Origin of the sequence: Lapidilactobacillus wuchangensis (assembly GCF_003946645.1) — a bacterium.
In the GTDB taxonomy this organism is placed as follows: domain Bacteria; phylum Bacillota; class Bacilli; order Lactobacillales; family Lactobacillaceae; genus Lapidilactobacillus; species Lapidilactobacillus wuchangensis.
Genome location: NZ_RHOU01000006.1, coordinates 1 through 24,576 on the forward strand (window position 1 = coordinate 1; position 24,576 = coordinate 24,576).

Below are 24,576 nucleotides of genomic sequence, written 5' to 3' on the forward strand. Positions count from 1 at the left end.
TACTTGATCACAACAACCGAAATTGTTATGAGCCCTGCACATTTTCGAAACTTTGTTCAGTTTTCAAAGATCTACCATTGTTGCAACAGCAACTTAACTATCATATCAAAGCGCTTAATCAATGTCAACAACTTTTTTCAAAACATTTTTCAACGTGATAAGCAAGTTATCAGCTCGTTTTGCAACACAAACTATCTTATCAACTCAGACTCAGTTCGTCAATAAGAAATTGAAAAAAAGTAAAAATTACTTATTAATTTCTAAGGGAAATCTCGCAATGCCGCCGCCAGCCACTGTTCTTGAACGTCGGCAATCGGCTGAAAACCAGTATCAGTCCGATGATTCGTCCAGAAATGGGTCTTGCGACGGTAAGGGCCAACATAGGGATCAGGTTGCAAAGCTCGAATCGACAAACTAATCTTCTGCGAATACTCGTCGATATCCAGAACCACCACCCGAATGCGATCACCTAAGCGAACAATTTCATGTAAATCTGTCACATAACTATGGGTACACTCAGAAATATGGACCAGTCCCTGAGTTTCCCCGCCAAGTAAAACAAAAACCCCATAAGGTTGAATTCCCGTGACTTGTCCAATCAAAATATCACCGATGCGATATGTCATTTGCGCTCACCTCGTTACACTATCATTTTATTTAAGACTATCATTAACCACAGACTTCAGCCACTGATAGCCATTCCCACGTTTCACAGCCAAGCCACACGATTACTACTCGTGCGACTCACCTTAACATTCACTTTAACGCTCACTTTGTCTTTCATTTTAACATTAAATTGTGCTAAAGTTGTTTTGCAAGCTGTCAATATTACCAGTTTTCGCAAATTCTTAATAGAAAGTGTGACCACACCTTGACCCATACTTATGATCTACTAATTGTCGGCGGTGGCCCCGTAGGATTATTCACTGCCTATTTTGCCAGTATGCGCAACGCCGACGTGGCAATTATCGAAAGTTTACCGCAAGTGGGCGGCCAAGCCAACGCTCTTTTTCCAGAGAAAGAGATTTATGATGTTGGTGGTATTCCAAAAATAAAAGCCAAACAACTGATTCAACAACAGTTGACCCAACTCAATCTTTTTAAACCCGATATCAAATTAAATACGACCGTCAACAATATCATTGAACAACCTGATGGTAGTTTAGTCGTTGCGACTAATCACGGTGATCTGCAAACCAAAGCGGTGATTATCGCGATTGGTACCGGCTCCTTTGCACCACGAAAATTAAATAACGTTTATGACCCAGCACTAGAAACTAGCGGCCAAATCACGTACTTCGTTAAGAACCTCGCTGATTTTGCTGATCAGGATGTGATGGTTGCCGGCGGTGGCGATTCGGCCGTTGATTGGGCCTTAGCCTTAGAAAATGTTGCCAAATCCGTCACGATTATTCACCGGCGCGATCAATTCCGCGGTCTTGAATCTAGCGTCGAGAAATTACAAAATTCAACCGTCAATATTATGACGCCCTACTTACTGAATCAAGTTACAACTAGCGCCGATCAATTAGAGGTTGATCTTAAAAAGGTGAAGACGGAAACACACCAAACCTTAACCGTTGATAAATTGTTGATTAATTATGGTTTTGTTGCGGATAGTCGCTTGCTACGCCAATGGCAGCTTGATTTGGCGGGAACTAAAATTAAAGTCAACACTAAGATGGAAACAAATCGGCCCCGCATTTATGCCGTGGGTGATGCCGTCACTTATCCTGGGAAGCTTGATTTAATTGCCGTCGGTTATGCTGAGGCGCCCATTGCCGTCACCACTGCGCTGCAAACAATCTACCCCGAAAAGATTCAACCGTTACACAGTACCAGCTTATTCAATTAGAGATAGGAGTTGTTCATCATGGAAAAACATGAAATGTTATATCAACACGTAGTTGGTTTACTAAACAAGCGTGGCGTTACCATTGATGACATTGCCGACTTGGTGATTTTCCTCCAACGTGATTACATTCATGGCTTAACTCGCGCTGAAGCAGCCAAAAATGTCGAAATTGTTCTGCAAAAACGTGAGGTTCAAAATGCGATCATGACCGGCATTCAATTAGACATGCTGGCCGAAAAAGGTGGTCTCACTGAACCGTTGCAGACAATCGTCGCTGATGATGAAGGCCTGTATGGTGTCGACGAAATCATGGCCTTAAGTATTGTTAACGTCTACGGCTCAATTGGTTTCACTAATTACGGCTACATTGATAAAGTTAAGCCTGGTGTTCTGGCAAAACTAAATGCCCATGAACCTGGGATCATTCACACTTTCTTAGATGATCTCGTTGGTGCCACAGCTGCAGCAGCTGCTAGTCGGTTGGCCCACGCTCATCCCGAATTAGAAGATGACGAAGCTATTTACCAAGATCAATAAAGCCAAGCAATCGCGCATGCCATCATCAGAATTGAAAAAGCAGCCCCAACAATCATCCTAACTTGATTGTTGGGGCTGCTTTTTATATTTGTTCATCATCAAAGAAATAAACGTGAACCACGCCTAAAATTTTAGACCAAGTAAAGCTACTTTTTACTGCAGTAGCTGCATAGATTTGCTTAACGCCAAGAGCGGCGGGCGCGTATGATTCCGGTAATCATTAAAGCTTCAAATATAACGAAGGCTAAAATAAAGCAGTGACTAAAAAATGATTCTGGTAACACTAAAATAATGGGGTCAGTGTTGGGATCAAACAGCCAATTACTATTTCGGAAAAATAAATGATGAAAGGTCACAAAAAATTGATCAAAATTCAAGCTGGCAATCAAGGCAATTGCTACTGGCAAAAGTGCCCCAACTTCAGCCGGATATTTCAAAAGATCTAATTGCCGTCGTTGCCGCAGTTTTCCGAGAAAAGCTAGCGCCCAAGGAACGGTAACGATCAATAAGGCCCAAGCAAGTAGAAACAACCGTTTAACATCAGCAAAATGAGCGGCGCCACTGGCAGACGTGGGAAAATCACTCATCACTAATTTACCCACCCAAGGGAAATTCAAGTAAGCCATTAACTGCTGATAATTTGCATTCAACTTCGTCGCACTCAAACCATAACTGGTTAAATGCTGACCTTTAATTTCCAGTGGATACATGATTAATGTTAAAAGAATCGTGGCAATCGCGGTGAAACTAATACAAGCGAAAATTAAAGCCACCCAATTAAGGACGGCTAAACTGTTTTTTTTCATTTTAGAGCTCCCAGTCGTCAAGCGAATCAATTTCGTGAGTTGGTTGAACTGCTTCTTTAGCGACGACTTCTTTCTTGCTGACCCCGGTGTAGACCAGCAATGTGTCCACATGGGCATTGATGCCAGCCCGAATATCCGTATCATAGTTGTCACCAACCATGACCGTCTGTTCAGCGGTTGTATTCAAAACACTCAAGGCCGCCTGCACAATAATCGGCTCCGGTTTACCAATATAAATGGCTTGTTGCTGAGTTGCATGCTCCACTAAAGAAATAACTGAACCGGCACCAGGCACTAAGCCCCGCTCATTAGGTAAATTCTTATCAGCGTTGGTGCCAATAAATGTTGACCCGGCCCGAACGGCTAACGTGGCGATTTCAAATTTGTGATAGGTCACGTCATAATCCAAACCAACCACTACATAATCAGGATTAGTTTCCGCCAGGCGCATCCCCGCACCAAGAAGCGCCGATAATAGGCCAATTTCACCAATTACATAGACAGTCTTGCCCTGAACGCTGCCGTTATTCTTGGCTTTCAAATAACTGACCGTTGCCAAAGATGGCGTATAAACTTGCTCGGGCTGCACATGAATATCATGATTGTCGGCCAAGTTTTTAACGACAGCTGCTGGTGTTTTGGTGGTGTTGTTTGTTAAAAATAAAAAGGGAATCCCCTTTTTTTGCAATCGCTCTACGAACCGTTTTGCTGCTGGAATTCGTTCACTGCCACGATAAATTGTGCCATCTAAATCAATTAAATAACCATTATAATGTTTCAATTACTTGTCCCCCACTTAATTAAATTACTGATTGTTCACATGGCGAATCCGAAACGGATGGGCCTTAGCTTGCTTAGTTGTTGCTGGTTTTGCAGCTGACGCCGGTGAGGAATGACGAGCTGTTGCTGACTGATTACTTTTAGGTGAGTGAACCGTTGCTTGATCAGCCTGTTTATTGGTTGTTGCCACCTTGCGACGCCGACTATTGCGTCGATTAGATTTCGCCGGTGTTGATTTAGGCGTTGCTTGCTTCGACGTCGTTGGCTTAGTCGCCGTTTTGCCGGTTGTTGCTGGTTTCGTCGATTGATTGGCGGTTTTCACATTTGGCTTAACTGGCTGCTTGGCTGTCGTCGTGGCTTTGTTGCCATGATGCTGACTGTTATTATTATTACTGTTATTACTATTGTTTTTATTGCTATTGTTGGTGTTGTTATTGCTATTTTTATTGCGGCGATTACGATGATTCTTCTCGTGATTAGGTCGTGACTGTTCCGCATTGGTATGCTTATTCGTCGGCTTTGCTGGGCCACCTTCGCGTTGCAACACAAAGAACGCACAACCGAAATTACAAAAATCGTTGATATAGTCTTCCAACGTGGTAATAATCTGATCACGATTAGCTGTGCGATTCTGGCTTTGATAGAAGCCACGCAGCCGCAACTGTTCAAAGCCCCAATCACCAACAATATAATCATATTTATTGAGAATTGTTTCAAACCGTTGGCCGAAACGTTCAGGATCAAAACCAGCACGATAATCATAAACCAGTTGATAAGCATGGTTATTCACCATAATTTTATCAACGGCCACTTGTTTCACTGCCGCACCCCGATAATCGGGATCGTCATCATGTTTAACATTGTAAATGTGTGGATAAATCACTGGTGCTACTGGACCCACACTAGCTATTTCTGAATTCAAATTAAGACTCCTTTGACAAGGGATAATGTTGTTGTAAATAATGGCCAAAGATATTGCGTAAAAAGTCGGGCATGAGAAATTCAACTTGCCCTTTGATAGCGACTGTTGGGAAGAACGGAATGAACATAAAATTATCGACCGTCGCCAAAGTATACGTTTGTTCCGGCTGAATCAGTTGCTGCTGCACCCAAACTTGCCGATTGACTGGATCGATCCGCCAATCTCGCAAAACCAGCTCACCATATATTTTACCGCGAAAGCTCATGCCTTTCAGCGGAAAATGTTGCACGAAATGACGATTCTTTTCAATTTCCATCGCTAACCGCCACAAGTCGGCGCCCGTTAACTTCACCGCAATCACGTGCATGGGATGGGGCAATTGTTGATGAAGGTCGTTTGCGGTCACCACCCCTTGGGGCAAATCACTCAGAAATAAGCCACTATTCAAGATCGCACAGTCAGCCTGGGCCGCCTGTTGAATTGCCGCCAAACAAACTTTAATGGCGGCATTGGGCGCATGAGGATCTGACGTCAATGCTTGAGGCAGTTGGGCCAAATGTTGCTGACTCAATAAAGCCACCCCACGTTGCTGATAACCGGCAATTTCCGCAGCATCATTGGCCAAAACCGGCAGTTCCGCCGTGGCTTGGACTGTTGCCGTGGCCGTTTGTAAATGATGTTGCGAATCGATTGTCAACGAAATTTTACCAATGTACTGGCCAAACTTACCTGCCGCTGCCAACAAAGTCGTGCCTTGTCGCTCACCAGTTGGCAACAAGTGATGGGTATGGGAACCAATTATAATCGCAATTTCAGGAAACTTTTGTGCTAAAAAGCGATCAACTGGTAGGCCTAAATGTGATAACAACACGACAAAATCAACTTGTGGGCTTAACTGGTCCATAAGAGCTGGCAACACATCAGTCGCGCGCTTGATTTGCCAGCCCAATGGTTGGTAAGTCGCGGGAAAGGCTGCTGTTAAACCGAGAATGCCAATCCGCGTGCCTTGTTCAGTGGTGATAATCAACCAAGGTTGGGCGAAACTAGCCAGTTGTTTCGTATCAGGGTCATACAAATTACCTAGAATCACAGGAAAATTGGCCTGTTGGTATAATTTTAAAAGTTGGTCCTTGGCATTGCCAATACCTTCATTATTGCCAATCGTGACACCATCATAATGAAGCTGATTCAAAAGTTCAACATTAAATTGACCGTTTGTCGCTTCAGTTAACGGATGTACCCGATCCATGGCATCCCCTAAATCAAAAGTCAGCGGCTGACTGCCAGTCGCCCGCGCTTCCGCCTGCTGTGCTAAAACATAGCGCCGTAAACGGGGCCAGTTCTCTAAATGCGAATGAAAATCATTTGTATGCAGTAATATTATTCGTTCCATGATAATTCTTTAACCTCGTCACTTAAAAGTCAAGCCAGCTAAGTCACATTTGGGTTGGCTGGCAATCACGGTTATAATAGACTGATGTACTTGGCAACCCTAATTGGCTTAAATTTTAGCCAATGTGATTAGCCCGCAAAATTTCTTTAACTGCATCAGCGATTTTACCTGCGGGTTTCTGCCACTCGACCCACTCCGTAAAATCCTCAGCCGGCATTTGATAATGATCATTAATATAAGTTTCATACGTATTAACGGCCGTTGAATGAGGAATATTCAACTGTAAAATCCGCACTTCTTTCAGAAAGCCGCGAACAACAGCTAATTCAGCCCGACCATTCATGAAAATATTGGCAATTTCATAATACTTGGAACCATCATTGCGCGTAATTTGTTCAATTAAATCAAGATTTTGATATTTTTCTGCCATTGGAATTCCTCCAAACTCTTATATAGTGTAACATGTTTTTTAGTTGTGTTGGTCATCAGTTCTACTCGTCATGATCACTAATGTTGACGGCTGCAGCAAGGCAAGTGACACCTAGGCGACGCAGCCTAAACCGCCAAAGCAAGTTTTCAGCCAAAAAAAGCCTGATTAGCTTGCACGCCAGGTTAGAATCTAAGTTAGAAAGTTGGTTACTTTTTTGATACGAAAATTATCGCTCTTACTGTTTATTTCTGGGCTCTGGTTACTGACCAGCGCCTTCACTGTTGTTGGTCACCGTGGCGACCCTTTGCGCGAACCGGAAGAAACTTTTGCCAGTTTTAACTCAGCCTTTAAAAGTGGCGCTGATTATGTAGAATTAGATTTACATGTCTCCCAAGATAATGTCCTCGTCATCTCCCACGATCGCAATTTGGAACGAGTCACTGGTCACAATGCCATCGTTTCGCAAACACCTTGGGCCGAAATCAAAACTTTCACCCAAGCCAATGGCGAACCGATGCATTCTTTAGACGAGTTATTCGCCTATTATCAAAATCGACCCAATACCAAATTCCTAATTGAGACTAAAAAAACCAAAAAAGGCAATCCTCAAAATATGGAAGCCTTAATTAAAGCCAGTGTCACCAAATACCAAATGGAAAATCGGGTCATGTTTCATTCTTTTTCACTGGCTAGCCTGCAAAATCTTAAAGTCGAATTACCACAAGCGCCGCGTATTTTCATCGCCGGCTCACTGCAACGTTTAAATTTCGAAGTTTTTCAAACGACGACTGGGGTTAACATTTCTTCCAATTTAGTCAATGAAACGTTAATCAAACAATTGCACGATTTGAATCAACAGGTTTACGTTTGGGACGAGATGAGCGAAAATGCGAAACAATGGAATTGGTTAGTGAATTTGCCAATTGATGGCGTGGTAACCAACTATCCGCAAACTGGTAATGAATATCGTGAACAGAAAGCAGCCGCTGATATTAAGGCAGTCGATTTTCCCGGCGTGCTTGTTAGTCTCACATCTGAAACTAGTTACGAAAATCCTTATAATCTTGATTTAGTTCGCCAGCAAGTGCAACCATTGCATCCTTTCGAAGTGAGCAACTTAATCATTAAACACGGCGAGCCATTTTATCAAATTGGCGCTAATCGCTTTATTCCCGCGGCTGGTTTTAATCGTGTGACTGATTTGGCAACAGCTTTGCCTTACTTAGGTTTAACTGTCAAACCAATTAATCAGAGTCGCGAACACACCCAGCTTTATGACCGACCACTGGCGCCGCGGCCCATTAATCAGTCCCTCAATCCTCAGCAAACTTACCAAATTCAAGCAGTGCAAATCAATGGTCTAGCTACTTGGTTCCAAGTCGCCGGACACTGGATCAATGCGAAACAAGTTTTAGTTGATTTCCGCGAACAAACTAGTCCCTGGCAACAATATCTGGCTATTTCTCAGAAACATCGCGCCGCATTACCTAATTTACAGACTTGGTTTCACCCTTGGTTAAAGTCAACCACCACCGCCGCTAATTTCAAACCAACTGCTTTACCGCAACCAATGATTTGGCAAACGAATTTGTGGTGAAATGGTAGCCCGATTGGTTGGTTATCCGCTATAATATAACCAACCACCGAAGCAGTTATTTCCGCAAACAAATATTTGAAAAGAGGTTATCCAAATGATTGATTGGTTAAATGAAGCCAAGAAATACCAAAATGATTTATTCCGTGATTTAGAAATGATTTTAACGATTCCTAGTGTTCGTGATACTGAGCATGCGACTAAGGAATTTCCGCTAGGACCTGGTCCCGCTGAAGCCCTAACAACCATGTTAGATTTAGCTGAACGTGATGGTTTTACCACGAAAAATGTTGAAAACGTGGCTGGCCGCATTGAATATGGTGATGGTCCAGAAACATTAGGCGTCTTTGGTCATTTAGATGTGGTTCCTGCTGGTGATGGCTGGCAAACCGATCCTTTTAAGCCAGTCATTAAAGACGGCAAACTTTACGCCCGGGGCAGCGCTGATGACAAAGGACCAGCACTGGCTGCTTATTACGCCCTGAAAATTCTTAAAGATTTGAATTTGCCCGTTAATAAAAAAATTCATTATATTCTTGGCACTGATGAAGAAAGTGAATGGTATGGCATCAATCGTTATTTAGCTGTTGAACCGACACCTGACTTTGGTTTTTCACCTGATGCTGAATTTCCGATTATTAATGGTGAAAAAGGGATTGCTTCATTTAAGGTCACTTTTAAGGCTGGACCAGCAATCACTGGGGCTTTACAATTACGCAGTTTCGACAGCGGCATTCGTGAAAATATGGTGCCTCAAAATGCCCAAGCAGTGCTAGTTGGTCATGATTTGGATGATTTAAGCGCACAATTCACTGATTTTGCTGCGGAAAACGAACTGATCGGCGACGCGCAATTAGAAGATCGTGGACTAATTCTTTCCTTAACTGGTAAAGGCGCTCATGCTTTGGAACCTGATGCTGGTGTTAATGCTGGCACTTATTTGGCAACTTTCTTGAATCAATTACCATTAGATGAGGCTGGTCAGCAATACGTCCGCGCAATTGCTCAAGTAATGCAACTGGACTCACGTGGTCACAAATTAGGCGTTGCTTACCAGGATCAATTAATGGGTGACTTGACAGCTAGTCCTGATATTTTCAACTATCAAGCTGGTGAGAATAACAGCGTCATCATTAACATTCGCTATCCTCAAGGCACCACCGCGGAAACAATCAATCAACAAATTAACACGACCATGGCTAAGTTCGGTGACAATATTGCTAGCGAAATTTTCGGTCATGCTCAAACACCTCATTACGTACCCGCCAACGATCCGCTGGTTCAAACTTTGTTGGCTGTTTACGAACGTCAAACTGGCCTGAAAGGTCAAGAACAAATTATCGGCGGTGGGACTTACGGTCGGCTTCTTAAACGCGGTGTAGCCTTCGGTGCCCAATTCCCAGGCCAACCTAATGTCATGCATCAAGCTAATGAATATATGCCAGTTGCCGATATTCTGAAAGCCACTGCCATTTATGCTGAAGCGCTGTATGAATTGACTAAATAAATTCTGCAAAAACCGATAAATATGATGAGACAGAATTGGTTCTGACTGCATTCCGGGCTTGCTGGTTGTGGAACGCTGCCGGCATCGATTGATGCCAATTTTTCAAATTGTCATCAATACGAGCCTTTGTCTAACCGCTGAAGCGGCAAGACAAATTTGGCGGCTGACAACCACGCCCTCCATTTCGTCTGGAATTGAGTTAGTGCATTTCATCATTGTTAGTGCTTAAGACACTTCTAGTGGAACTGAATCAACTATTGTTATTTTAACTAAAGAGTAGTAGCGAAAAAGCCCGTTTGACATTCCTCTGGTTTTAAATCCAGAAAACTTGTCAAACGGGCTTTATTAGTTTATTTCAATCTGTTTTTTCAAATAGTGGTAATCAGTTTTGTTAGTTTCATCCGGTGGTTGCTGGGCGATTGGCGTCAGCTGTGAAATTATTCTTAGCGATTTATCGCTTAGAATAAGCCTCGAATTTGAAACAATTTGGTTTGTAATTGGTTCAAATCGATGGCCACAGCGTTCCACGCCTTCTAAATCGCCCAGCGACCACCGCCCAAATTGGGGTAGTCTTGGTACTATTCTTTATTAACATTCTAAGGTATCAACAAAAGTACCACCAAGCAGTCGCAACTTTCCACAACCAACCGGCCGGAACGGAGTTGTCCTCAATTCTGTTCGAAATCAGTTTGAGTGGCATCAATTCTGTGCCAGTTCAACTGATCCGGGAACCACTTTGAACAACTCACAGACGACCAGATCATGTTCGTTAAATTGATAACGTGCCGCCGCGGATTCGTGGCTGAAGAATTGCCAGTGCACTTCCCGCCAATAATCAAGGCTGAGATCACCCTCACCTTCAGCCGCCGCATGTTGGGCGGTCACATCAGCAAACGGGACCACATCGATTTTCGTTGTTTGGATAATACAACGGGGCTGTTGACCACCGTCAAGAATGATACTGTAATCGCCAACTTTAGGTAGCGGCTCATTGGTCCAGCGATACAATTGATATAATGAAGCCGTGCCGACTTTTTTGCCAGCCAAAACTAAAGCCAGCAGTTCATCGGCCTGTTTAGGACTATTACCAAATGACCAGGCTTGAAACTGATCACTTAATTCGGGATTTTTTTCTTGAAAACGGCGCCAATATTCAGCCGCAGATAAATGAACCATGACGATCACTCCTCATCAATCAGTTTAATAGATTCTGTCAAAAAAGACAATCCAAACCGTGGCTCGACTAGACGGGCAATTAAAATCCCCTTGATTTTCTGGCCACGATGCCAATTGAAAGATGACATTCTAATGACAGTTTATCGGTTTCTAACCATTTAACAGTAAAAATGTTATATAATTTCAAAGAGTAACTATTAAAAAAGGTGGCGCTCCTCTTGAATAAGCCTCAAAATTGGTGGCAAGCATTTCTGAAAAACTTGCAACAGTTGGGCCAACGACTGGCAACCTTCTTCCAGAACCTTGGTCGTCGACTAACGCGTAACCGCGGGCAAGCTCAAACGAAAACCACATGGCAATTTAAAGTCAATGTGTTTATCCAAACCATTCGTTCCTTGTTTATTTATATCTTCTCAGCGTTACTAGTTGTTGGCGCTTTAGCATTCGGCTTACTATTGGGTTATTTCGGTGGCATTATGAGCCACGAATCAATTCCATCTTATGCCAGCATGAAACGACAAATTGAAAACGTCAATCAATCTTCCAGTCTTTATTTTGCTCAGAAGGTCAAGTTGGCCGATGTTAAAAGTGACTTAATTCGGACGAAAACTTCTTACGATGATATGTCACCCTACTTGATCAAAGCCGTGATTGCCACGGAAGACGATGACTTTTATGAGCATCGTGGCGTGGTGCCCAAGTCGCTGATCCGGGCCGTATTATCTGATGTAACGGGCATGGGCGCCCAAACTGGTGGCTCTACTTTAACGCAGCAATTAGTTAAAATGCAATTATTATCTTCAGAAACAACCTGGCGTCGTAAGGCCACTGAAGTCATGTTGGCATTACGAATCGACAAATACTTTTCGAAGCAACAAATTATTGAATCTTATCTGAACGTGGCAACGTTAGGCCGCAATAATGCTGGTCAAAACATTGCTGGGGTTGAAACGGCAGCCCAAGGATTGTTCGGCACCACTGCTAAGAATTTAACTTTGCCTCAGGCGGCTTTTATTGCTGGCCTGCCCCAAAGCCCTTCGATTTATACCCCTTATCAACAAGATGGTACTGTCAAAAAAGATTTGACTTACAGCATGAAACGTAAAGATGTGGTCCTCTTCCGGATGTATCGCCACGGCGACATTACCAAGAAGCAGTATAACGAAGCCAAGAAAGTTGATTTGCGGGCGCAATTTCAGGCGCCAACGACGGCTAGCAGTTCCACAACTGAAGGCTATATGTATAACTTGTTGTTAACGCAAGCCCGTAGTATTTTAATTGACCAATTGATCGAACAAAACGGCCGTAAAGTGGCGACAGTTAAGAAAGATGCCAAACTTTATGCCCAGTATTATGATCAAGCTGATGAATTACTGAAACAAAAAGGTTATCGAATTGACAGCACGATCAACAAGAAATTATATGATGAATTACAAGACGTCACGGCAACTCAAGGCACAACTTTCGGCGAAGATTACACCGAAACGGCTTTCGATGATAATCTCAATAAGAATGTCACCATTACTGAAAAAGCTCAAACAGGTAGTGTCTTGTTAGATAACGAAACTGGTGCGGTCTTAGCGTTCGTTGGTGGTCGTGATTTCAACGATAATCAAATCAATCACGCCTTTGACACCCAACGTTCGCCTGGTTCTTCGATCAAACCACTGATTGCCTATGGACCTGCTGTGGAAAACAAGGTGATCAATAGTCAGACGATGATTGCTGACTTTGCCCATAACTTCAACGGTTACAAACCAACCGACTATAACAAGTCGATTGAAAACCGGTTTGTGCCAGCAACTGAAGCCCTGGCTTGGTCCTATAATTTGCCAGCAGTTAACCTTTACAATCATTTGAAGAATGAAACCAAGGTTGACGTCAGCACTTACATGAGCAAAATGGGTATTAACTTAACTAGCAATGAGTACTCACAATTAGGGATTGCCCTTGGTGGGACTGATAAAGGGATTAGCGTCGAGCAAAATGCCAGTGCCTTTACAACTTTCGCCAATGGTGGCAACCATGTTAATCCTTATGTCATTGCCAAAATCACCGCCCCCAATGGCAGCGTGATTTACCGGCATAAGACTAAAAAGACCAAAGTTTTCAGTAAATCAACGGCCTACATCATGCAACAAATGATGAAGAGCGTCATTTCCACTGGTACTGGGACGCAACTTGCTTGGCAATTGAATTTCAATACCAGCAATGTTTATGGTAAAACTGGGACCTCAAATGATTACCGCGATATTTGGTTTGTTGGTTCCACTCCCGGCGTTACTTTAGCTACTTGGATGGGTTACGATAACTTCTATGGTAACTCCCACAACTTAACCAGTGCCTCCAGTAATACCAATATGAGTTACTGGGCGAAAATGGCCAATGCCTTATACCAGACCCAACCTGATCTTTTCAAGTTGGAACAAACACCGGCGAAACCGACTGGCGCTGAACAGCATCAAGTGCTAGCTAGTACTGGTACTGAAGCTGGTAGCATCACTTATGGCAGTAGCAAGATCAATTTAACTGGCGCTAAAACTAACGCCTGGTTTAATGATGGCGCCACCCCAGCTAAAGCTTCGGCTAATTTCGCCATTGGTGGTACTGAAGAGAATTACAAACTATTCTGGGATCATTATCAAGGTAAGAGCAATGACTACGGTGTGGTCCAAAATGTCGACGACAATGGTGATGTCATCAAACGAACCACAACAACGACTGATACCACTAGCGATAATAACAACACAACCAGCGAAGCGACCACTAATAAGGATGTTAATAATTCCAGTGGTCAAAATACCGACAGTGCGAATAATGCTACGGATAGTAATACGACGACTGGTGGCACTGGTAGTAATCCTGATACTGGCACTGAAGATACCACGAATCAAGGTAACGAAAATACAGGCAACACCACCGATACGACTACTGATCAAGGCAATACTGGCACTGGCAACACCACTGATCAAACCACTAATAATCAAGCAGCCACAAATTAACCAAGGTCAAACAAAAAAGCTTCAGTCGCAATCAAATGATTGCTGGCTGAAGCTTTTTTACAAGGCTTATTTAGTTGAATTACGAGTAATAATACTGTGTGGTAATAAAACTGTCTTTTGTTCGATTTCTTCTTTGTTCATCATCTTGGTCAACAGACGCATAGCAACGGCACCAATATCATAAAGAGGTTGCGCAATCGAAGTTAACTTAGGCCGAACAATTTCGGTTAACATCGTGTTGTTGCTAGTAATAATTTCAAAGTCTTCCGGAATCCGCACATGAGAATCATTGGCACCATTTAAGAAACCAACGGCTAATTCATCATCAGTAATGACTGCTGCAGTCGCACCAGAACGTTTAACCGCGTCCCAAATTGCCTCACCAGCACGATAACTATATTCAGTTTCAAAAACCAAACTTTCATCATAAGGAATTTTGGCATCAGCCAAAGCTTCTTGGTAACCCTTCAAGCGGAATTGACCATTGATTGGATCATCTAAGGCGCCAGTGACAAAGGCAACATGTTCGTTACCAGTTGAAATTAAGCGTTGCGTTGCCTCACGAATGGCAGCCACATAGTCAATATTGACACTACCTAATTTGTTTTGTGGATCAACTGTCCCGGACAAAACAACTGGTGTCTTGCTCCGTTCCAATTCCTTACGCGTTGAATCTTGTAAGTTTTGGCCCATGAAAATCAAACCATCAACTTGTTTAGCTAAAATACTTTCCAAAACTGTATTTACTTTACCCTTAGCAGCGTCAGCACTAGCTAAAATAATATTGTATTTATACATTGTTGCCACATCATCGATACCACGTGCTAACGAAGCATAGAAAATGTTCGTCAAGTCAGGGATCAAAACCCCAACAGTAGTGGTCCGATGACTAGCTAAGCCACGAGCTACGGCATTTGGCCGATAATCTAATTTTTCAATCACTTTTAAAACTTTTTCCCGAGTATCAGGACGAACGTTAGGGTTGCCGTTTACAACCCGCGAAACAGTTGCCATGGAGACATTTGCTTCACGTGCCACATCATAAATCGTAATCGTTTGTTTTTCCATTTAAAGTATCTCCCTGTCATTTTCATATTTCCAGTTTTCACTTTAGCACTAGCCTAGTGGAAATGCAAGCGTTTTTACATAAATGTAATGAAAATGAATCGTTTTCACTCCATCCGCTTTCAAATTTCTTTTTCATTTGTGCTGTGATCAATTATGTTATACTAGCATTATCAGTACAGTATGAAAGGAAGCCCTATCATGACTATGACAAAACTTGAGTCACTGCAACAATGGATCCAAGAACAACAGCTAGATTTGGTTTATATTAGTGATCCCGGCAGCGTTGCCTACTTCACCAATTTCATTTCTGATCCCCACGAGCGAATCCTCGGTTTATTTGTTTTCGCTGATGCCGCACCTTTCCTATTTGCGCCTGAATTAGAGGTCAATTCCGCTAAGAAGGCCGGTTGGGATGGCGATGTTTATGGTTATCTTGATCATGAAAAGCCATTTGCCTTGATTGCTGAACACATTAAGGCACGCACTAGCCACTTCAAAAACTGGGGCCTTGAAAAGGATAGCCTTTCGGTGCAACATTATGACGCGGTGCGCCAAGAATTTCCTAACGCTGAATTTCCGGGTAATGTTTCTCGCTTTGTTGAACATCTCAAACTTTTCAAAACGCCTGAAGAAATCAAAATTATGGAAGAAGCCGGCGAAGAAGCTGACCTCGCCTTTTCAATTGGTTTCAATGCCATTCAAGCCGGCCGCACTGAAGAAGAAGTTGTCGCCGAAATCGAATATGGTTTAATGAAACAAGGCATTATGAAAATGAGCTTCGACACCATCGTGCAAGCCGGTGCCAACGCTGCGAATCCTCACGGTGGCCCCGAAAAGAATCCGATCAATCCTGGAGAACTCGTTTTATTTGACCTTGGTACTGATCACTTAGGTTACATGAGTGATGCTAGTCGGACGATTGCTTTTGGTAAATTAAGCGATAAGCAACGCGAAATTTATGATGTCTGTCTTGAAGCCCAACTAACTGCTCAAGACGCAGTGAAACCTGGGTTAACTGCCGCTGAATTAGATAAAATTGCTCGCGATATTATTGATAAGGCTGGTTATGGCAAGTACTTCATTCACCGGTTAGGTCATGGGATCGGTACTTCCACTCATGAATTTCCATCAATCATGGCTGGCAATGATTTAGTCTTGCAACCGGGTATGTGTTTCTCAATTGAACCTGGTATTTACATTCCTGGTTTTGCTGGTGTTCGAATTGAAGACTGTGTTCATGTTACTGAAAATGGTAGTGAGGCTTTCACTCATACCTCTAAAGAGTTGAACCACATTCCTGTTCATTAGTTTAAAGGCGTAAACCAATTAGTGGCAAGTCTTCCCCATTGAGAAAGATGGTTGCTGGGCGATTTAAATCTAAACTGATTTTAGGCAGAATTGTGAACAACTCCGTTGCGACCGGCGGGTTGTGGAACGTTGCCGGGATTGATTCGAGCTTATTGCTTTGCAACAATCTCAAATACAACCCTTCTTCTAACCGCTGAAGCGGCAAGAAGAATTTGGCGACTGACAACCCGGCGGCCTTCACTTCGTTTTGAGCTAATTTAAATCACTTTAAATTTAGTCGATCTTAAGGCACTACTAGTAAAGCGAGCGGTCAATCGCCCAGCAACCACCTGAATAAACTAATGGAACTGATCACCACTATTTGAAAAAACAGATTGATGTAAACTAATAAGCCTGTTTGACAAGTTTTCTGGAATTAAAACCAGAAACCGTCAAACGGGCTTTTTCGATACTACTCTTTAGTTACAAACACAATTTGAATTTAGTTGATCAGTTTCGCTAGAAATATCTTAAGCACTAACAATGATGAAATGTTCCACCTCAACTCCAGACGGAATGGAGGGCGTGGTTGTCAGCCGCCAAATTCTTCTTAGCAATTTATTGCTTAGAAGAAGGCTCGTATTTGAAACAATTGTGGTTTTCAATTGGTTCAAATCGATGCCGGCAGCGTTCCACAACCAGCAAGTCCGCAATGCAGTCAGAACCTGTTCTGTTTCAACACTATTACTTCAGAAACATATCTCGCAACTGTTCTTGTAATGCACCTGGTAAATAATCATTGGTTTGAAAATGATTGGCAGCTGGTCGATAGGCATAGCCAATCAACTGCTGATCATCCTAAAGTCCATATAATTCGGGAAATCCTGGCTGCTGGACTTCCTTTTGAAATTGATCAAACCGTTGCCGCACATCACTTTGCCAAGCTGCTGAGAATTGGTGTTGTTTGAAATAGTCTTCAATTTGCGTCCACGAGGTCAACTTGGCATTATCATCCAAATTCATTTGGACAAAGGCGCGAACTAATAAATCCGTTTCACCTTGATAAGGTCGCACTTCAGTCATCACAATATCCCCTTACTTTTGTTTTTATGTACTAAAAAACTTCATTCGCTCTTATCACGAATGAAGCTCATTAATTTTAGAATTACTTGTCAGAAGGTGTTGCACCCAATTTAGGGTCACTGTCGTCAAAACTGAATTTGTCAGTAGTCTTTTCAGCAGGTTCCGCAGGTTTTGGTGCTTCAGGAGCTTCTGGTTGAGCAGGTTCAACTGGGGTTTCTTCAGACTGATCATTGTCATCATTGTCATCGTTCTCATCAGCTTCAGCTGTATCAGCCTCTGCTGGTTCGTCGTCTTTAGCTTCTTGGAAAGCTGATTGACTGTCTAAGACGATATCATCGAAGTCACCATTATCTTGGTCGAAACTATCTTTAGTTTCTTCAAAACTGCTCTTCAATTGTTGGCTAGCATCGCCAAATTGAGATTTCAATTGATCAGTTGTGCCTTGGAAGTTGTCTCGCAATTGGCCTAATTTCTCACTTGAAGTGGAAACAGCTGATTGCAAACCTTCATGTTCATTTAAGACCTGTTCAACTTTGGCAGCAGCATCTTCGCGCCAGCTAGCCGTCGCTTCATCGGCAACTTCATATAAATCCATTGCGCGCTCTTTGAAGTCGTCGCATTTTTCAGCAACTTTTTTCTTCAAATCAGCTGCGGTTTCTGGGGTTAACAACATTGAGGCGCTAACGGCCGCCGCACTACCAATAATTAAACCTAATAGAAAGTGTCCTTTTTTTGCCATGTGATAATCTCCTTCAATAAATTAATCGTTGTTCCGCGAAAAAATAGAAGTTAACATTCGTTTACCTAATCGAGCCTTAGCAACCGTACCACCAGCATTGGTGATGCGTTCAGCCAAATCCCGAGATGATGCATTCAAATCAGAAACAGATTCGCCTAAGTCACCCATTGCTTGGAAGACCGGATCCAAAGTGGCCATCTTACCGTTGACGTCATTCATTAAGGTATTGCTCTTGACCAATAGGCCCTCGACCTCACCTGATAAAACGTTCACGTCTTTCGTGACAGACTGCATGGAAGTATCCAAGTTCGCAACCGTCTTTTCAATATTCTTTGTCACTTTACTTAATCGAGTTAAGAAAATCGAAATAAAGATGACTAGGATCAAAAGTGCACCTGCAGCAATTAAGCCTGCAATTTCTCCACCTGACATAATGGCCTCCTCTAGAGTAAAAACTTATATAGCTTTAGCATAACACCAATAAACCAAGGGGGCAATTGAAAAACGTGAAATCGCTTTTCATTTTTTTAAAGCTAAAAAATTGCCGCCGAATTTGGTAAAATAAAGCTATTAGCCGAAAATATCTTGGGCTGTGATATTCGAGTAAAACAGAATGGCGTCTGACTCTGTTCCGGGCTGCTTGGCGTGGAACGCAGCCGACGTTGATCTGAGCCAATTAGAAACCAAATTGTCTCAGATACAAGTCTTGTACTAAGCGGTAAACCGCTAAGAACAATTTGGCGGCTGACGCCAAGATCCCTCCACGCCGTCTGGAGTTAAGTTGGCGCTCTTAATTTTTGCAAAATTTCAAGGCAGCAACCGTAAGACGGTGGCATATTTTCTACTGATATCACAGCCTGATTGAACATCACATTAGTAAGGAGTTTTACAAACATGAAATTGAATCTTTTCGAAAAATTTGATTGGAGTCAGCTGGGAACCACTATTTTAACACGTGTGATTCAACTCGTTTTGATTTCGTTACTCTTTTATTTCTTGAATTTCTTTGGTCAGAAGTTGATCAACAAAGGCATGGATCATTATGCTAATCTAGAACAAACTTCTAATAACCGCAGCTATACGCTAAAATCACTACTTAAAAACATTTTGCGTTACACCTTAATGATTTTCTACATCTACACTGTTTTGAGCTTGTTTGGCATTCCTGTTGGTACTTTAGTGGCCAGCGCTGGGATTGTCAGCCTAGCCATTGGTCTTGGTGCCCAAGGATTCGTTAACGACGTGGTGACTGGTTTCTTTATTTTGTTCGAGCAACAATTTCAAGTTGAAGATTATGTTCAAATCGGTGATATCACCGGTACTGTCAGCGCTGTTGGTATTCGGACCACTCAAATTCGCAGTTTCGATGGCACCCTACACTTCATCCCCAACCGCAACATTACGATTGTTTCGAATTTTTCTCGCGGTCAACGCCAACAAGTGATCAACTTACGGCTTGATCCAGAAACAGATCTTAAAAAACTTGAAGCAGTTTTGACACCAATCAACCAAGCTGTTTTCAAAGAAACCAAAGACTTATTGGTCGAGCCCCAGTTGTTAGGCGCTAATTTATTGGCTAATGGTGATTTGGTTTATCAAATTCAAATTACCGCCAGCCAAGGCATGGACATTCCCATGCAACGTTTGTTATTAGGCAAATATTTACCCGCGCTGAAAGCTGCTGGGATTAACTTGCCCCAGAGTTTACTGAATTTGCAATAACGTCACTATTTTATATTTTACGCAAAGTTCGTCTGAGCATGATTGAATCAACTCAGACGAACTTTTTATTCTGCTTTTTGTTAAATCTTATTCAACTAAAAACGACTTACGCTACTTGATTTTCATTATTGTAGCAGCTATATTGTTCATAGATAAACTATTCAGTTAAACAAACTTCGAACTGGAGGCATTACCCAATGCGTAAGGGAAAATTAGACCTTGGTAGTTTAGGTATCCTGTTTTTAATCGTCTTTCTAGCACTAGAGGCCATTTGGATTAACGGTCAAAATCTTGCCATGATGCTTTTCGGGAATAATCACGGTGTGGCCTTAATATTTTTATTTGCCGCCCTGTTCTTCGCCGCTGTTTTCCCCGACGACCGCTTCGCCAGTCTTACTCGGAAAGCTGTTGGCATTACCATGCTGGTTGCGCTGATCTGGTTGTTAATTCCCGTCATTATGGTCAAATTACATTCATAAATTAAAGCAGCTGTCCATTTCTGAATCATTACTGAGAATGATCAGGAACAGACAGCTACTTTTTTTACTTGCTTCATTTAAATGTTGCCGTTGATGACGACCGAAAAATAGCACCAGTTTTAACAAGTTGCCTAAGCGTACCAGAGCACTTGTCAGCCAACTCGACCAATCGGTTAATCGTTTGCAGCTCTTTGTCGATAGTGGCGCGCATCAGGTTCGCGATAACGATAAATCGCGTCTAAATTACGATCTGGTCGCTGGGGAAATAGTTGCTGTAATTGATTGATTTTCGCTATCACCTCACGACCGGCAGTGGCGTCGCCAAAATACAATTGCCAAATTGCTAGCCAAAAGCGTTGTGAAATCAACGTATCCCAACTGAGACCAGTATTTTCAAACTGCGTAAAAGCTGATTGTATTGACGCAGCCGCCTGATAATCATGCCGATTCAAGTATTCTTGAAATAACATCGCATTGAAATCAACTAATTCACTTTTAATTTGAAAAGGATCACCATTCTTCACGAGGTAGATTTGGCAGTTGGTCATCATTTTCTGCTGCAATTTGTTCAAAGCCGTTGGATCTGACGTCAAAACTCGTAAGGCCGGAATCAAATAACGAACCAGCTTAATCTCCTGTAAAGTCCAAGTTTTGGTCTGACTTAATTGCTGCCAAAGCGCCTGCATGCTCGGCGTGGGCTCACCAATAAAACGATCGTAACTAATCAATAAAACTTCAGCCAAGGCCACCAATGTTTTCACTTGCGGATTGGTGGCGGTTTTCTGGTCGCTGATCCACTGACTCAGTGCTTCAAAATTATGTTCCCCATACCAAGTATCAATCTGCAAACGAGCTGCCACTACCGGCGAGACCTGATGTCCTTGTAGCAAATATTGAAATTCATCAGGACTGACCCCTAAATTAGCCAAGACCGCCAAAAAGCTGGTGGCTTTCATGTCATTGCGTCCTTGTTCGAAACGAATCGCAAACGAAGGTGAAACCACACCTTGATAAACTTCTTTTTGAGTTAATCCCTTAATCGTTCGAATAGCTTTAACTTGTGGTCCAATTTTCAGCATTTCTAATCCAACCTTGCAAATATGCGACATTTTTCTTTAATAGTCAGCTTAGCACGCCGGTAAAATGAAATCAATCTTAGCAAAAGGACTGATTTTCATGATAATTAACCAGCACGATACCAACATTCAAATTTTCAAAGCTGTTAGTAGCAGTTTAATTAGCGGCATTAGTGGCAACATGTTTTCTTATGGTCTAGGACTAATGCTACTGGCAACCACTGGCTCCGCAATTAGTTTTGGCTTAAGTATGGTGATTACACCGGTAGTCGATCTGTTGGTTCTGGTACCCATCGGCAATTTAGTCGACCACGGCACTCATAAAAAATTAATTCTCAGTGGCATGTTAGGCCGTTTGCTGGCCCTTGCACTACTAATGACAGTCATTGACCGCTTCAGTGGTCAGCAGAAATTAATTCCAGTAAGTATTTTTCTGGTGGTCAATGCGGTTTGCGTGAATCTCTATACCACCGCGCAAAATTCGGCCATTCACGAATTAGTCAATGCCGAGCAGATTCAACGATTGAGTTCATTAAATAATTCTGCTAGTTCCTTAGCCGCGATTATCTCGCCAACTTTAGGGGTGGCACTTTATAGCTGGTTAGGCTTTGATGCCTTCTTAGTCTGTGAATTGGTTGCTAGCCTGATCAGCCTAATCATTACCGCGGCCATGAAATTTCAGGTTAGTTCAAACACAGAGCAGATTCAGCACCAACAACATTTTCAGCAATTGCAGAATTTTAAAATGGGCCTTGCTTATTTAAAACAACGCCCCTTAATTCTAAAATTAATCAGTATTTCCGTTTATTTAAATTTCATCTTCTCAGCTTTAAACATTGGCTTGCCCTTTATTGTGATCAAGCAATTGCACTTAGGTAACGCGGCCATTGGCTATTTAGACACTTTTAACGCGATTGGCATGCTAACTGGCAGTTTACTGTTAAGTTGGCGGCCGCAGCAAAAACATCTCCATCAACAAATTATTGGGCCGGTGATCATGCTAACTAGTTTGCTGGGCTTATTAGGTCTAGTTTTGCGCCAAACAACCTCATTGAGCCAAGTATTGACCTTAGGCGGGAGTTTGTTATTCATTCTAGGATTCAGTTTGGCGATTTTAAATGTCACCAGTCAGGTCCGAATTCAAACGACTGTGCCTAGCCATTTATTAGGTCGAGTTTCGGCGACCATGACCACTGCCAATACAGCAATATTTCCATTGGGCACCTTATTTTTCACGGCTTGTTTCCAAAATTTTCCATCAGGTGCTTTGATTCTAGCCTTAACTGGTGGGATCGGTTTGTTGATCAGCCTGATGATTTTACCGAGTCTGCGCCATGACTTAATTCAAGATCAGCAAAAGTTTGACCATTAAGCTAACTTTATCTATCTGGAAAAATCGATATTGTTGCTAACTTCCATCGCCACAATTAAATTGCACTCAAAACAAAAAAGCAGTTATGCCTGACAATTATCATTCATTGAAACTGATGATTGCCAGGCAACTGCTTTTTATGAATTTAATTTAACTGTTTCCACCAATTATTGATGGTCGTGGTTTCATTGCTAAAGCTACTACCACTTAAACCCAAGCCTTTGACGACACGAGCAGCGGTCAACTTTTGAAAATTGGCCTGATACTGCTCATCCCCACCGGCACTGGTATAAAATGGGGCAATTATTCCGGCATAATTTGCAGGTACCTGCTTTAATAACTGCTGAACTGGCGTGGCTGGTTCACCACTCCAAACTGGCCCACCAACTAATAACAAATCGTAATCATTTAGATCTGGTAATTGGTTATTTAGCATTGGTAAACTTTCCGTTGCCAATTGTTGCTTCGCAATATCCGAGGTTTGATACATGTCAGTTGAGAAAGTGCCTGGTTTAACCGTTAACTCAATGGCTGTAGCTTGACTGACTTTCTGTAAAGCTTGCGCCATTTTTGCGGTGGTACCTGACCAGGAATAATAAAGAATTAACGCTTTTTTTGCCATTTTAATGACTTCCTTCAAAAATTTCGTTGATTAATCGTTGGCATGAACATCGAACGCCGATAATAACATCTCGCCTACGCCGGGTGCATCAGGATCATGACGGCCATGACCTTGATCAAGTTCCTTCATTTGCGCCATTTCAACATTCGTCAATTCAAAATCAAAAATATCAAGGTTACTCTTAATGCGTGCTTCGTGAGTTGATTTTGGCAAAACAATCACGCCCAATTGATTCTCAAAACGCAAAATAATCTGGCCGGCATCTTTATGATATTTAGTTGCTAACTGCTGAATAATTGGTTCCGCAAATAATTGACTATTCCCCTGACCTAAGGGACCCCAGGCTTCAATTTTAACATTAAGTGGCTCAAGAATTTGCCGCAATGGTTGTTGCTGGAAATAAGGATTAAATTCAACCTGATTCACTGCCGGCATCGTCTTAAATTGGGGCACAAACTGCTGCCATAATTTTGGTGTCATGTTGCTCACACCGATCGATTTGATCTGACCCTGTTGCTGACCTTCTTCTAGTGCCTGCCAAGCACCAGCCACATCACCATATGGTTGATGTAACAAATACAAATCAATATAATCTAATCCTAATTTTTTAAGCGAAGTGGCTAAACCTTTCTTGGCAGCTTGGTAGCCATAATCTTGCAACCACAATTTGCTAGTGACGAAAATATCTTCCCGAGCAATGCCACTGTCTTTAATCGCGCGGCCCACTTCGGCTTCATTGAAATAAGCCACCGCCGTATCAATATGACGATAACCAGCCTTGAGCGCTGCTAGAACTGCTTGATAAGTTGACCCATCAGCAGGAATTTGGAAAACGCCAAAACCAATTGCGGGAATTAAGTTGCCATCATTTAATAAAATCTGTTCCATTATTCATAACCTCTTTCTTTAAGTTATTACTAAAAACATTCGTGATTGATTACTTTGCTTGTAAAATCGCTTGAATCTGATTAAGTCGCTCCCTAGATAGTAACGGCAGGGGCCAAGCGATTTAGAGGCGTGGAACATGGTGGCCATCGATTTGAGCTTTTGCTATGCAAAATCTCAAATTCGAGGCTTATCGTAAATGCTAAAGCATCAACGATAATTTCACCATTGACGCCAATTG

24 protein-coding genes are annotated in these 24,576 nt (G+C 42.4%); 10 read left to right on the forward strand and 14 right to left on the reverse strand.

Annotated features, from left to right (window positions below):
- Positions 1 to 260 precede the first annotated feature (260 nt).
- Positions 261 to 626 carry a CvfD/Ygs/GSP13 family RNA-binding post-transcriptional regulator gene (locus tag EKM82_RS06240; protein ID WP_125767448.1) on the reverse strand — a complete coding sequence of 122 codons (366 nt, stop codon included), beginning with the start codon at positions 624 to 626 and terminating at the stop codon, positions 261 to 263.
- Positions 627 to 871: 245 nt separating this feature from the next.
- Between EKM82_RS06240 and EKM82_RS06245 the strand changes: the two genes are divergently transcribed.
- Both EKM82_RS06245 and EKM82_RS06250 read left to right on the forward strand, forming a co-directional pair.
- Entirely contained in the window at positions 872 to 1,855 is a 984-nt protein-coding gene (locus tag EKM82_RS06245) for an NAD(P)/FAD-dependent oxidoreductase (RefSeq protein ID WP_125767449.1), read from the forward strand.
- An 18-nt stretch (positions 1,856 to 1,873) separates the two neighbouring features.
- Complete coding sequence (locus EKM82_RS06250) at positions 1,874 to 2,392, forward strand: phosphatidylglycerophosphatase A family protein (protein WP_125767450.1); 519 nt, start codon at positions 1,874 to 1,876, stop codon at positions 2,390 to 2,392.
- A gap of 179 nt (positions 2,393 to 2,571) precedes the next feature.
- On the opposite strand, the gene EKM82_RS06255 is transcribed toward EKM82_RS06250, so the two are convergent.
- From EKM82_RS06255 to EKM82_RS06275, 5 genes are all read right to left on the reverse strand, one after another.
- Complete coding sequence (locus tag EKM82_RS06255; protein ID WP_125767451.1) at positions 2,572 to 3,198, reverse strand: TIGR01906 family membrane protein; 627 nt, start codon at positions 3,196 to 3,198, stop codon at positions 2,572 to 2,574.
- A gap of 1 nt (position 3,199) precedes the next feature.
- On the reverse strand, positions 3,200 to 3,979 hold the full coding sequence (locus EKM82_RS06260) for a TIGR01457 family HAD-type hydrolase (protein ID WP_125767452.1): 780 nt from the start codon (positions 3,977 to 3,979) through the stop codon (positions 3,200 to 3,202).
- A gap of 24 nt (positions 3,980 to 4,003) precedes the next feature.
- Positions 4,004 to 4,900: a YutD-like domain-containing protein gene (locus tag EKM82_RS11795; protein WP_225419674.1), complete on the reverse strand. Its 897-nt coding sequence runs from the start codon at positions 4,898 to 4,900 to the stop codon at positions 4,004 to 4,006.
- A 1-nt stretch (position 4,901) separates the two neighbouring features.
- Positions 4,902 to 6,293 carry a bifunctional metallophosphatase/5'-nucleotidase gene (locus tag EKM82_RS06270; RefSeq protein WP_125767453.1) on the reverse strand — a complete coding sequence of 464 codons (1,392 nt, stop codon included), beginning with the start codon at positions 6,291 to 6,293 and terminating at the stop codon, positions 4,902 to 4,904.
- A 115-nt stretch (positions 6,294 to 6,408) separates the two neighbouring features.
- Entirely contained in the window at positions 6,409 to 6,723 is a 315-nt protein-coding gene (locus EKM82_RS06275; protein WP_125650931.1) for a hypothetical protein, read from the reverse strand.
- Positions 6,724 to 6,937: 214 nt separating this feature from the next.
- Here EKM82_RS06275 and EKM82_RS06280 point away from each other — a divergent pair, with 214 nt between their 5' ends.
- Entirely contained in the window at positions 6,938 to 8,320 is a 1,383-nt protein-coding gene (locus EKM82_RS06280; RefSeq protein ID WP_164508143.1) for a glycerophosphodiester phosphodiesterase, read from the forward strand.
- A 94-nt stretch (positions 8,321 to 8,414) separates the two neighbouring features.
- A complete protein-coding gene (gene pepV, locus EKM82_RS06285; RefSeq protein WP_125767455.1) occupies positions 8,415 to 9,824 on the forward strand; it encodes a dipeptidase PepV in 1,410 nt (469 codons plus the stop codon).
- A 699-nt stretch (positions 9,825 to 10,523) separates the two neighbouring features.
- Here pepV and EKM82_RS06290 read toward each other — a convergent pair.
- Complete coding sequence (locus EKM82_RS06290; RefSeq protein WP_125767456.1) at positions 10,524 to 11,000, reverse strand: ASCH domain-containing protein; 477 nt, start codon at positions 10,998 to 11,000, stop codon at positions 10,524 to 10,526.
- Between the two features lie 218 nt (positions 11,001 to 11,218).
- Between EKM82_RS06290 and EKM82_RS06295 the strand changes: the two genes are divergently transcribed.
- Entirely contained in the window at positions 11,219 to 14,002 is a 2,784-nt protein-coding gene (locus EKM82_RS06295) for a transglycosylase domain-containing protein (protein ID WP_225419675.1), read from the forward strand.
- Positions 14,003 to 14,068: 66 nt separating this feature from the next.
- Here the strand turns inward: EKM82_RS06295 and ccpA are convergent, their stop codons facing one another.
- On the reverse strand, positions 14,069 to 15,070 hold the full coding sequence (gene ccpA, locus EKM82_RS06300) for a catabolite control protein A (RefSeq protein ID WP_125767457.1): 1,002 nt from the start codon (positions 15,068 to 15,070) through the stop codon (positions 14,069 to 14,071).
- A 204-nt stretch (positions 15,071 to 15,274) separates the two neighbouring features.
- Between ccpA and EKM82_RS06305 the strand changes: the two genes are divergently transcribed.
- Together EKM82_RS06305 and EKM82_RS11405 are read left to right on the forward strand one after the other, a co-directional pair.
- On the forward strand, positions 15,275 to 16,378 hold the full coding sequence (locus EKM82_RS06305) for an aminopeptidase P family protein (protein WP_125767572.1): 1,104 nt from the start codon (positions 15,275 to 15,277) through the stop codon (positions 16,376 to 16,378).
- 555 nt (positions 16,379 to 16,933) lie between these two features.
- Positions 16,934 to 17,137 carry a hypothetical protein gene (locus EKM82_RS11405; protein WP_164508144.1) on the forward strand — a complete coding sequence of 68 codons (204 nt, stop codon included), beginning with the start codon at positions 16,934 to 16,936 and terminating at the stop codon, positions 17,135 to 17,137.
- 78 nt (positions 17,138 to 17,215) lie between these two features.
- On the opposite strand, the gene EKM82_RS06310 is transcribed toward EKM82_RS11405, so the two are convergent.
- From EKM82_RS06310 to EKM82_RS06320, 3 genes are all read right to left on the reverse strand, one after another.
- Entirely contained in the window at positions 17,216 to 17,440 is a 225-nt protein-coding gene (locus tag EKM82_RS06310; protein WP_125767458.1) for a hypothetical protein, read from the reverse strand.
- An 82-nt stretch (positions 17,441 to 17,522) separates the two neighbouring features.
- On the reverse strand, positions 17,523 to 18,179 hold the full coding sequence (locus EKM82_RS06315) for a YtxH domain-containing protein (protein ID WP_125767459.1): 657 nt from the start codon (positions 18,177 to 18,179) through the stop codon (positions 17,523 to 17,525).
- Between the two features lie 21 nt (positions 18,180 to 18,200).
- The gene (locus tag EKM82_RS06320; protein ID WP_125650917.1) at positions 18,201 to 18,611 is read right to left on the reverse strand and encodes a DUF948 domain-containing protein; all 411 of its coding nucleotides are present in this window, start codon (positions 18,609 to 18,611) and stop codon (positions 18,201 to 18,203) included.
- Between the two features lie 462 nt (positions 18,612 to 19,073).
- Between EKM82_RS06320 and EKM82_RS06325 the strand changes: the two genes are divergently transcribed.
- Both EKM82_RS06325 and EKM82_RS06330 read left to right on the forward strand, forming a co-directional pair.
- Positions 19,074 to 19,901 carry a mechanosensitive ion channel family protein gene (locus EKM82_RS06325; protein WP_125767460.1) on the forward strand — a complete coding sequence of 276 codons (828 nt, stop codon included), beginning with the start codon at positions 19,074 to 19,076 and terminating at the stop codon, positions 19,899 to 19,901.
- 197 nt (positions 19,902 to 20,098) lie between these two features.
- Positions 20,099 to 20,380, forward strand: a complete 282-nt coding sequence (locus EKM82_RS06330; RefSeq protein WP_125767461.1) for a hypothetical protein — start codon at positions 20,099 to 20,101, stop codon at positions 20,378 to 20,380.
- A gap of 173 nt (positions 20,381 to 20,553) precedes the next feature.
- Here the strand turns inward: EKM82_RS06330 and EKM82_RS06335 are convergent, their stop codons facing one another.
- On the reverse strand, positions 20,554 to 21,459 hold the full coding sequence (locus EKM82_RS06335) for a helix-turn-helix domain-containing protein (RefSeq protein WP_125767462.1): 906 nt from the start codon (positions 21,457 to 21,459) through the stop codon (positions 20,554 to 20,556).
- 97 nt (positions 21,460 to 21,556) lie between these two features.
- Here EKM82_RS06335 and EKM82_RS06340 point away from each other — a divergent pair, with 97 nt between their 5' ends.
- Entirely contained in the window at positions 21,557 to 22,828 is a 1,272-nt protein-coding gene (locus EKM82_RS06340) for an MFS transporter (protein WP_164508145.1), read from the forward strand.
- Positions 22,829 to 22,973: 145 nt separating this feature from the next.
- Here EKM82_RS06340 and EKM82_RS06345 read toward each other — a convergent pair whose 3' ends face one another.
- On the reverse strand, positions 22,974 to 23,450 hold the full coding sequence (locus EKM82_RS06345) for a flavodoxin family protein (protein WP_125767464.1): 477 nt from the start codon (positions 23,448 to 23,450) through the stop codon (positions 22,974 to 22,976).
- Positions 23,451 to 23,480: 30 nt separating this feature from the next.
- The gene (locus tag EKM82_RS06350; protein ID WP_125767465.1) at positions 23,481 to 24,338 is read right to left on the reverse strand and encodes an aldo/keto reductase; all 858 of its coding nucleotides are present in this window, start codon (positions 24,336 to 24,338) and stop codon (positions 23,481 to 23,483) included.
- Positions 24,339 to 24,576: the final 238 nt, after the last annotated feature.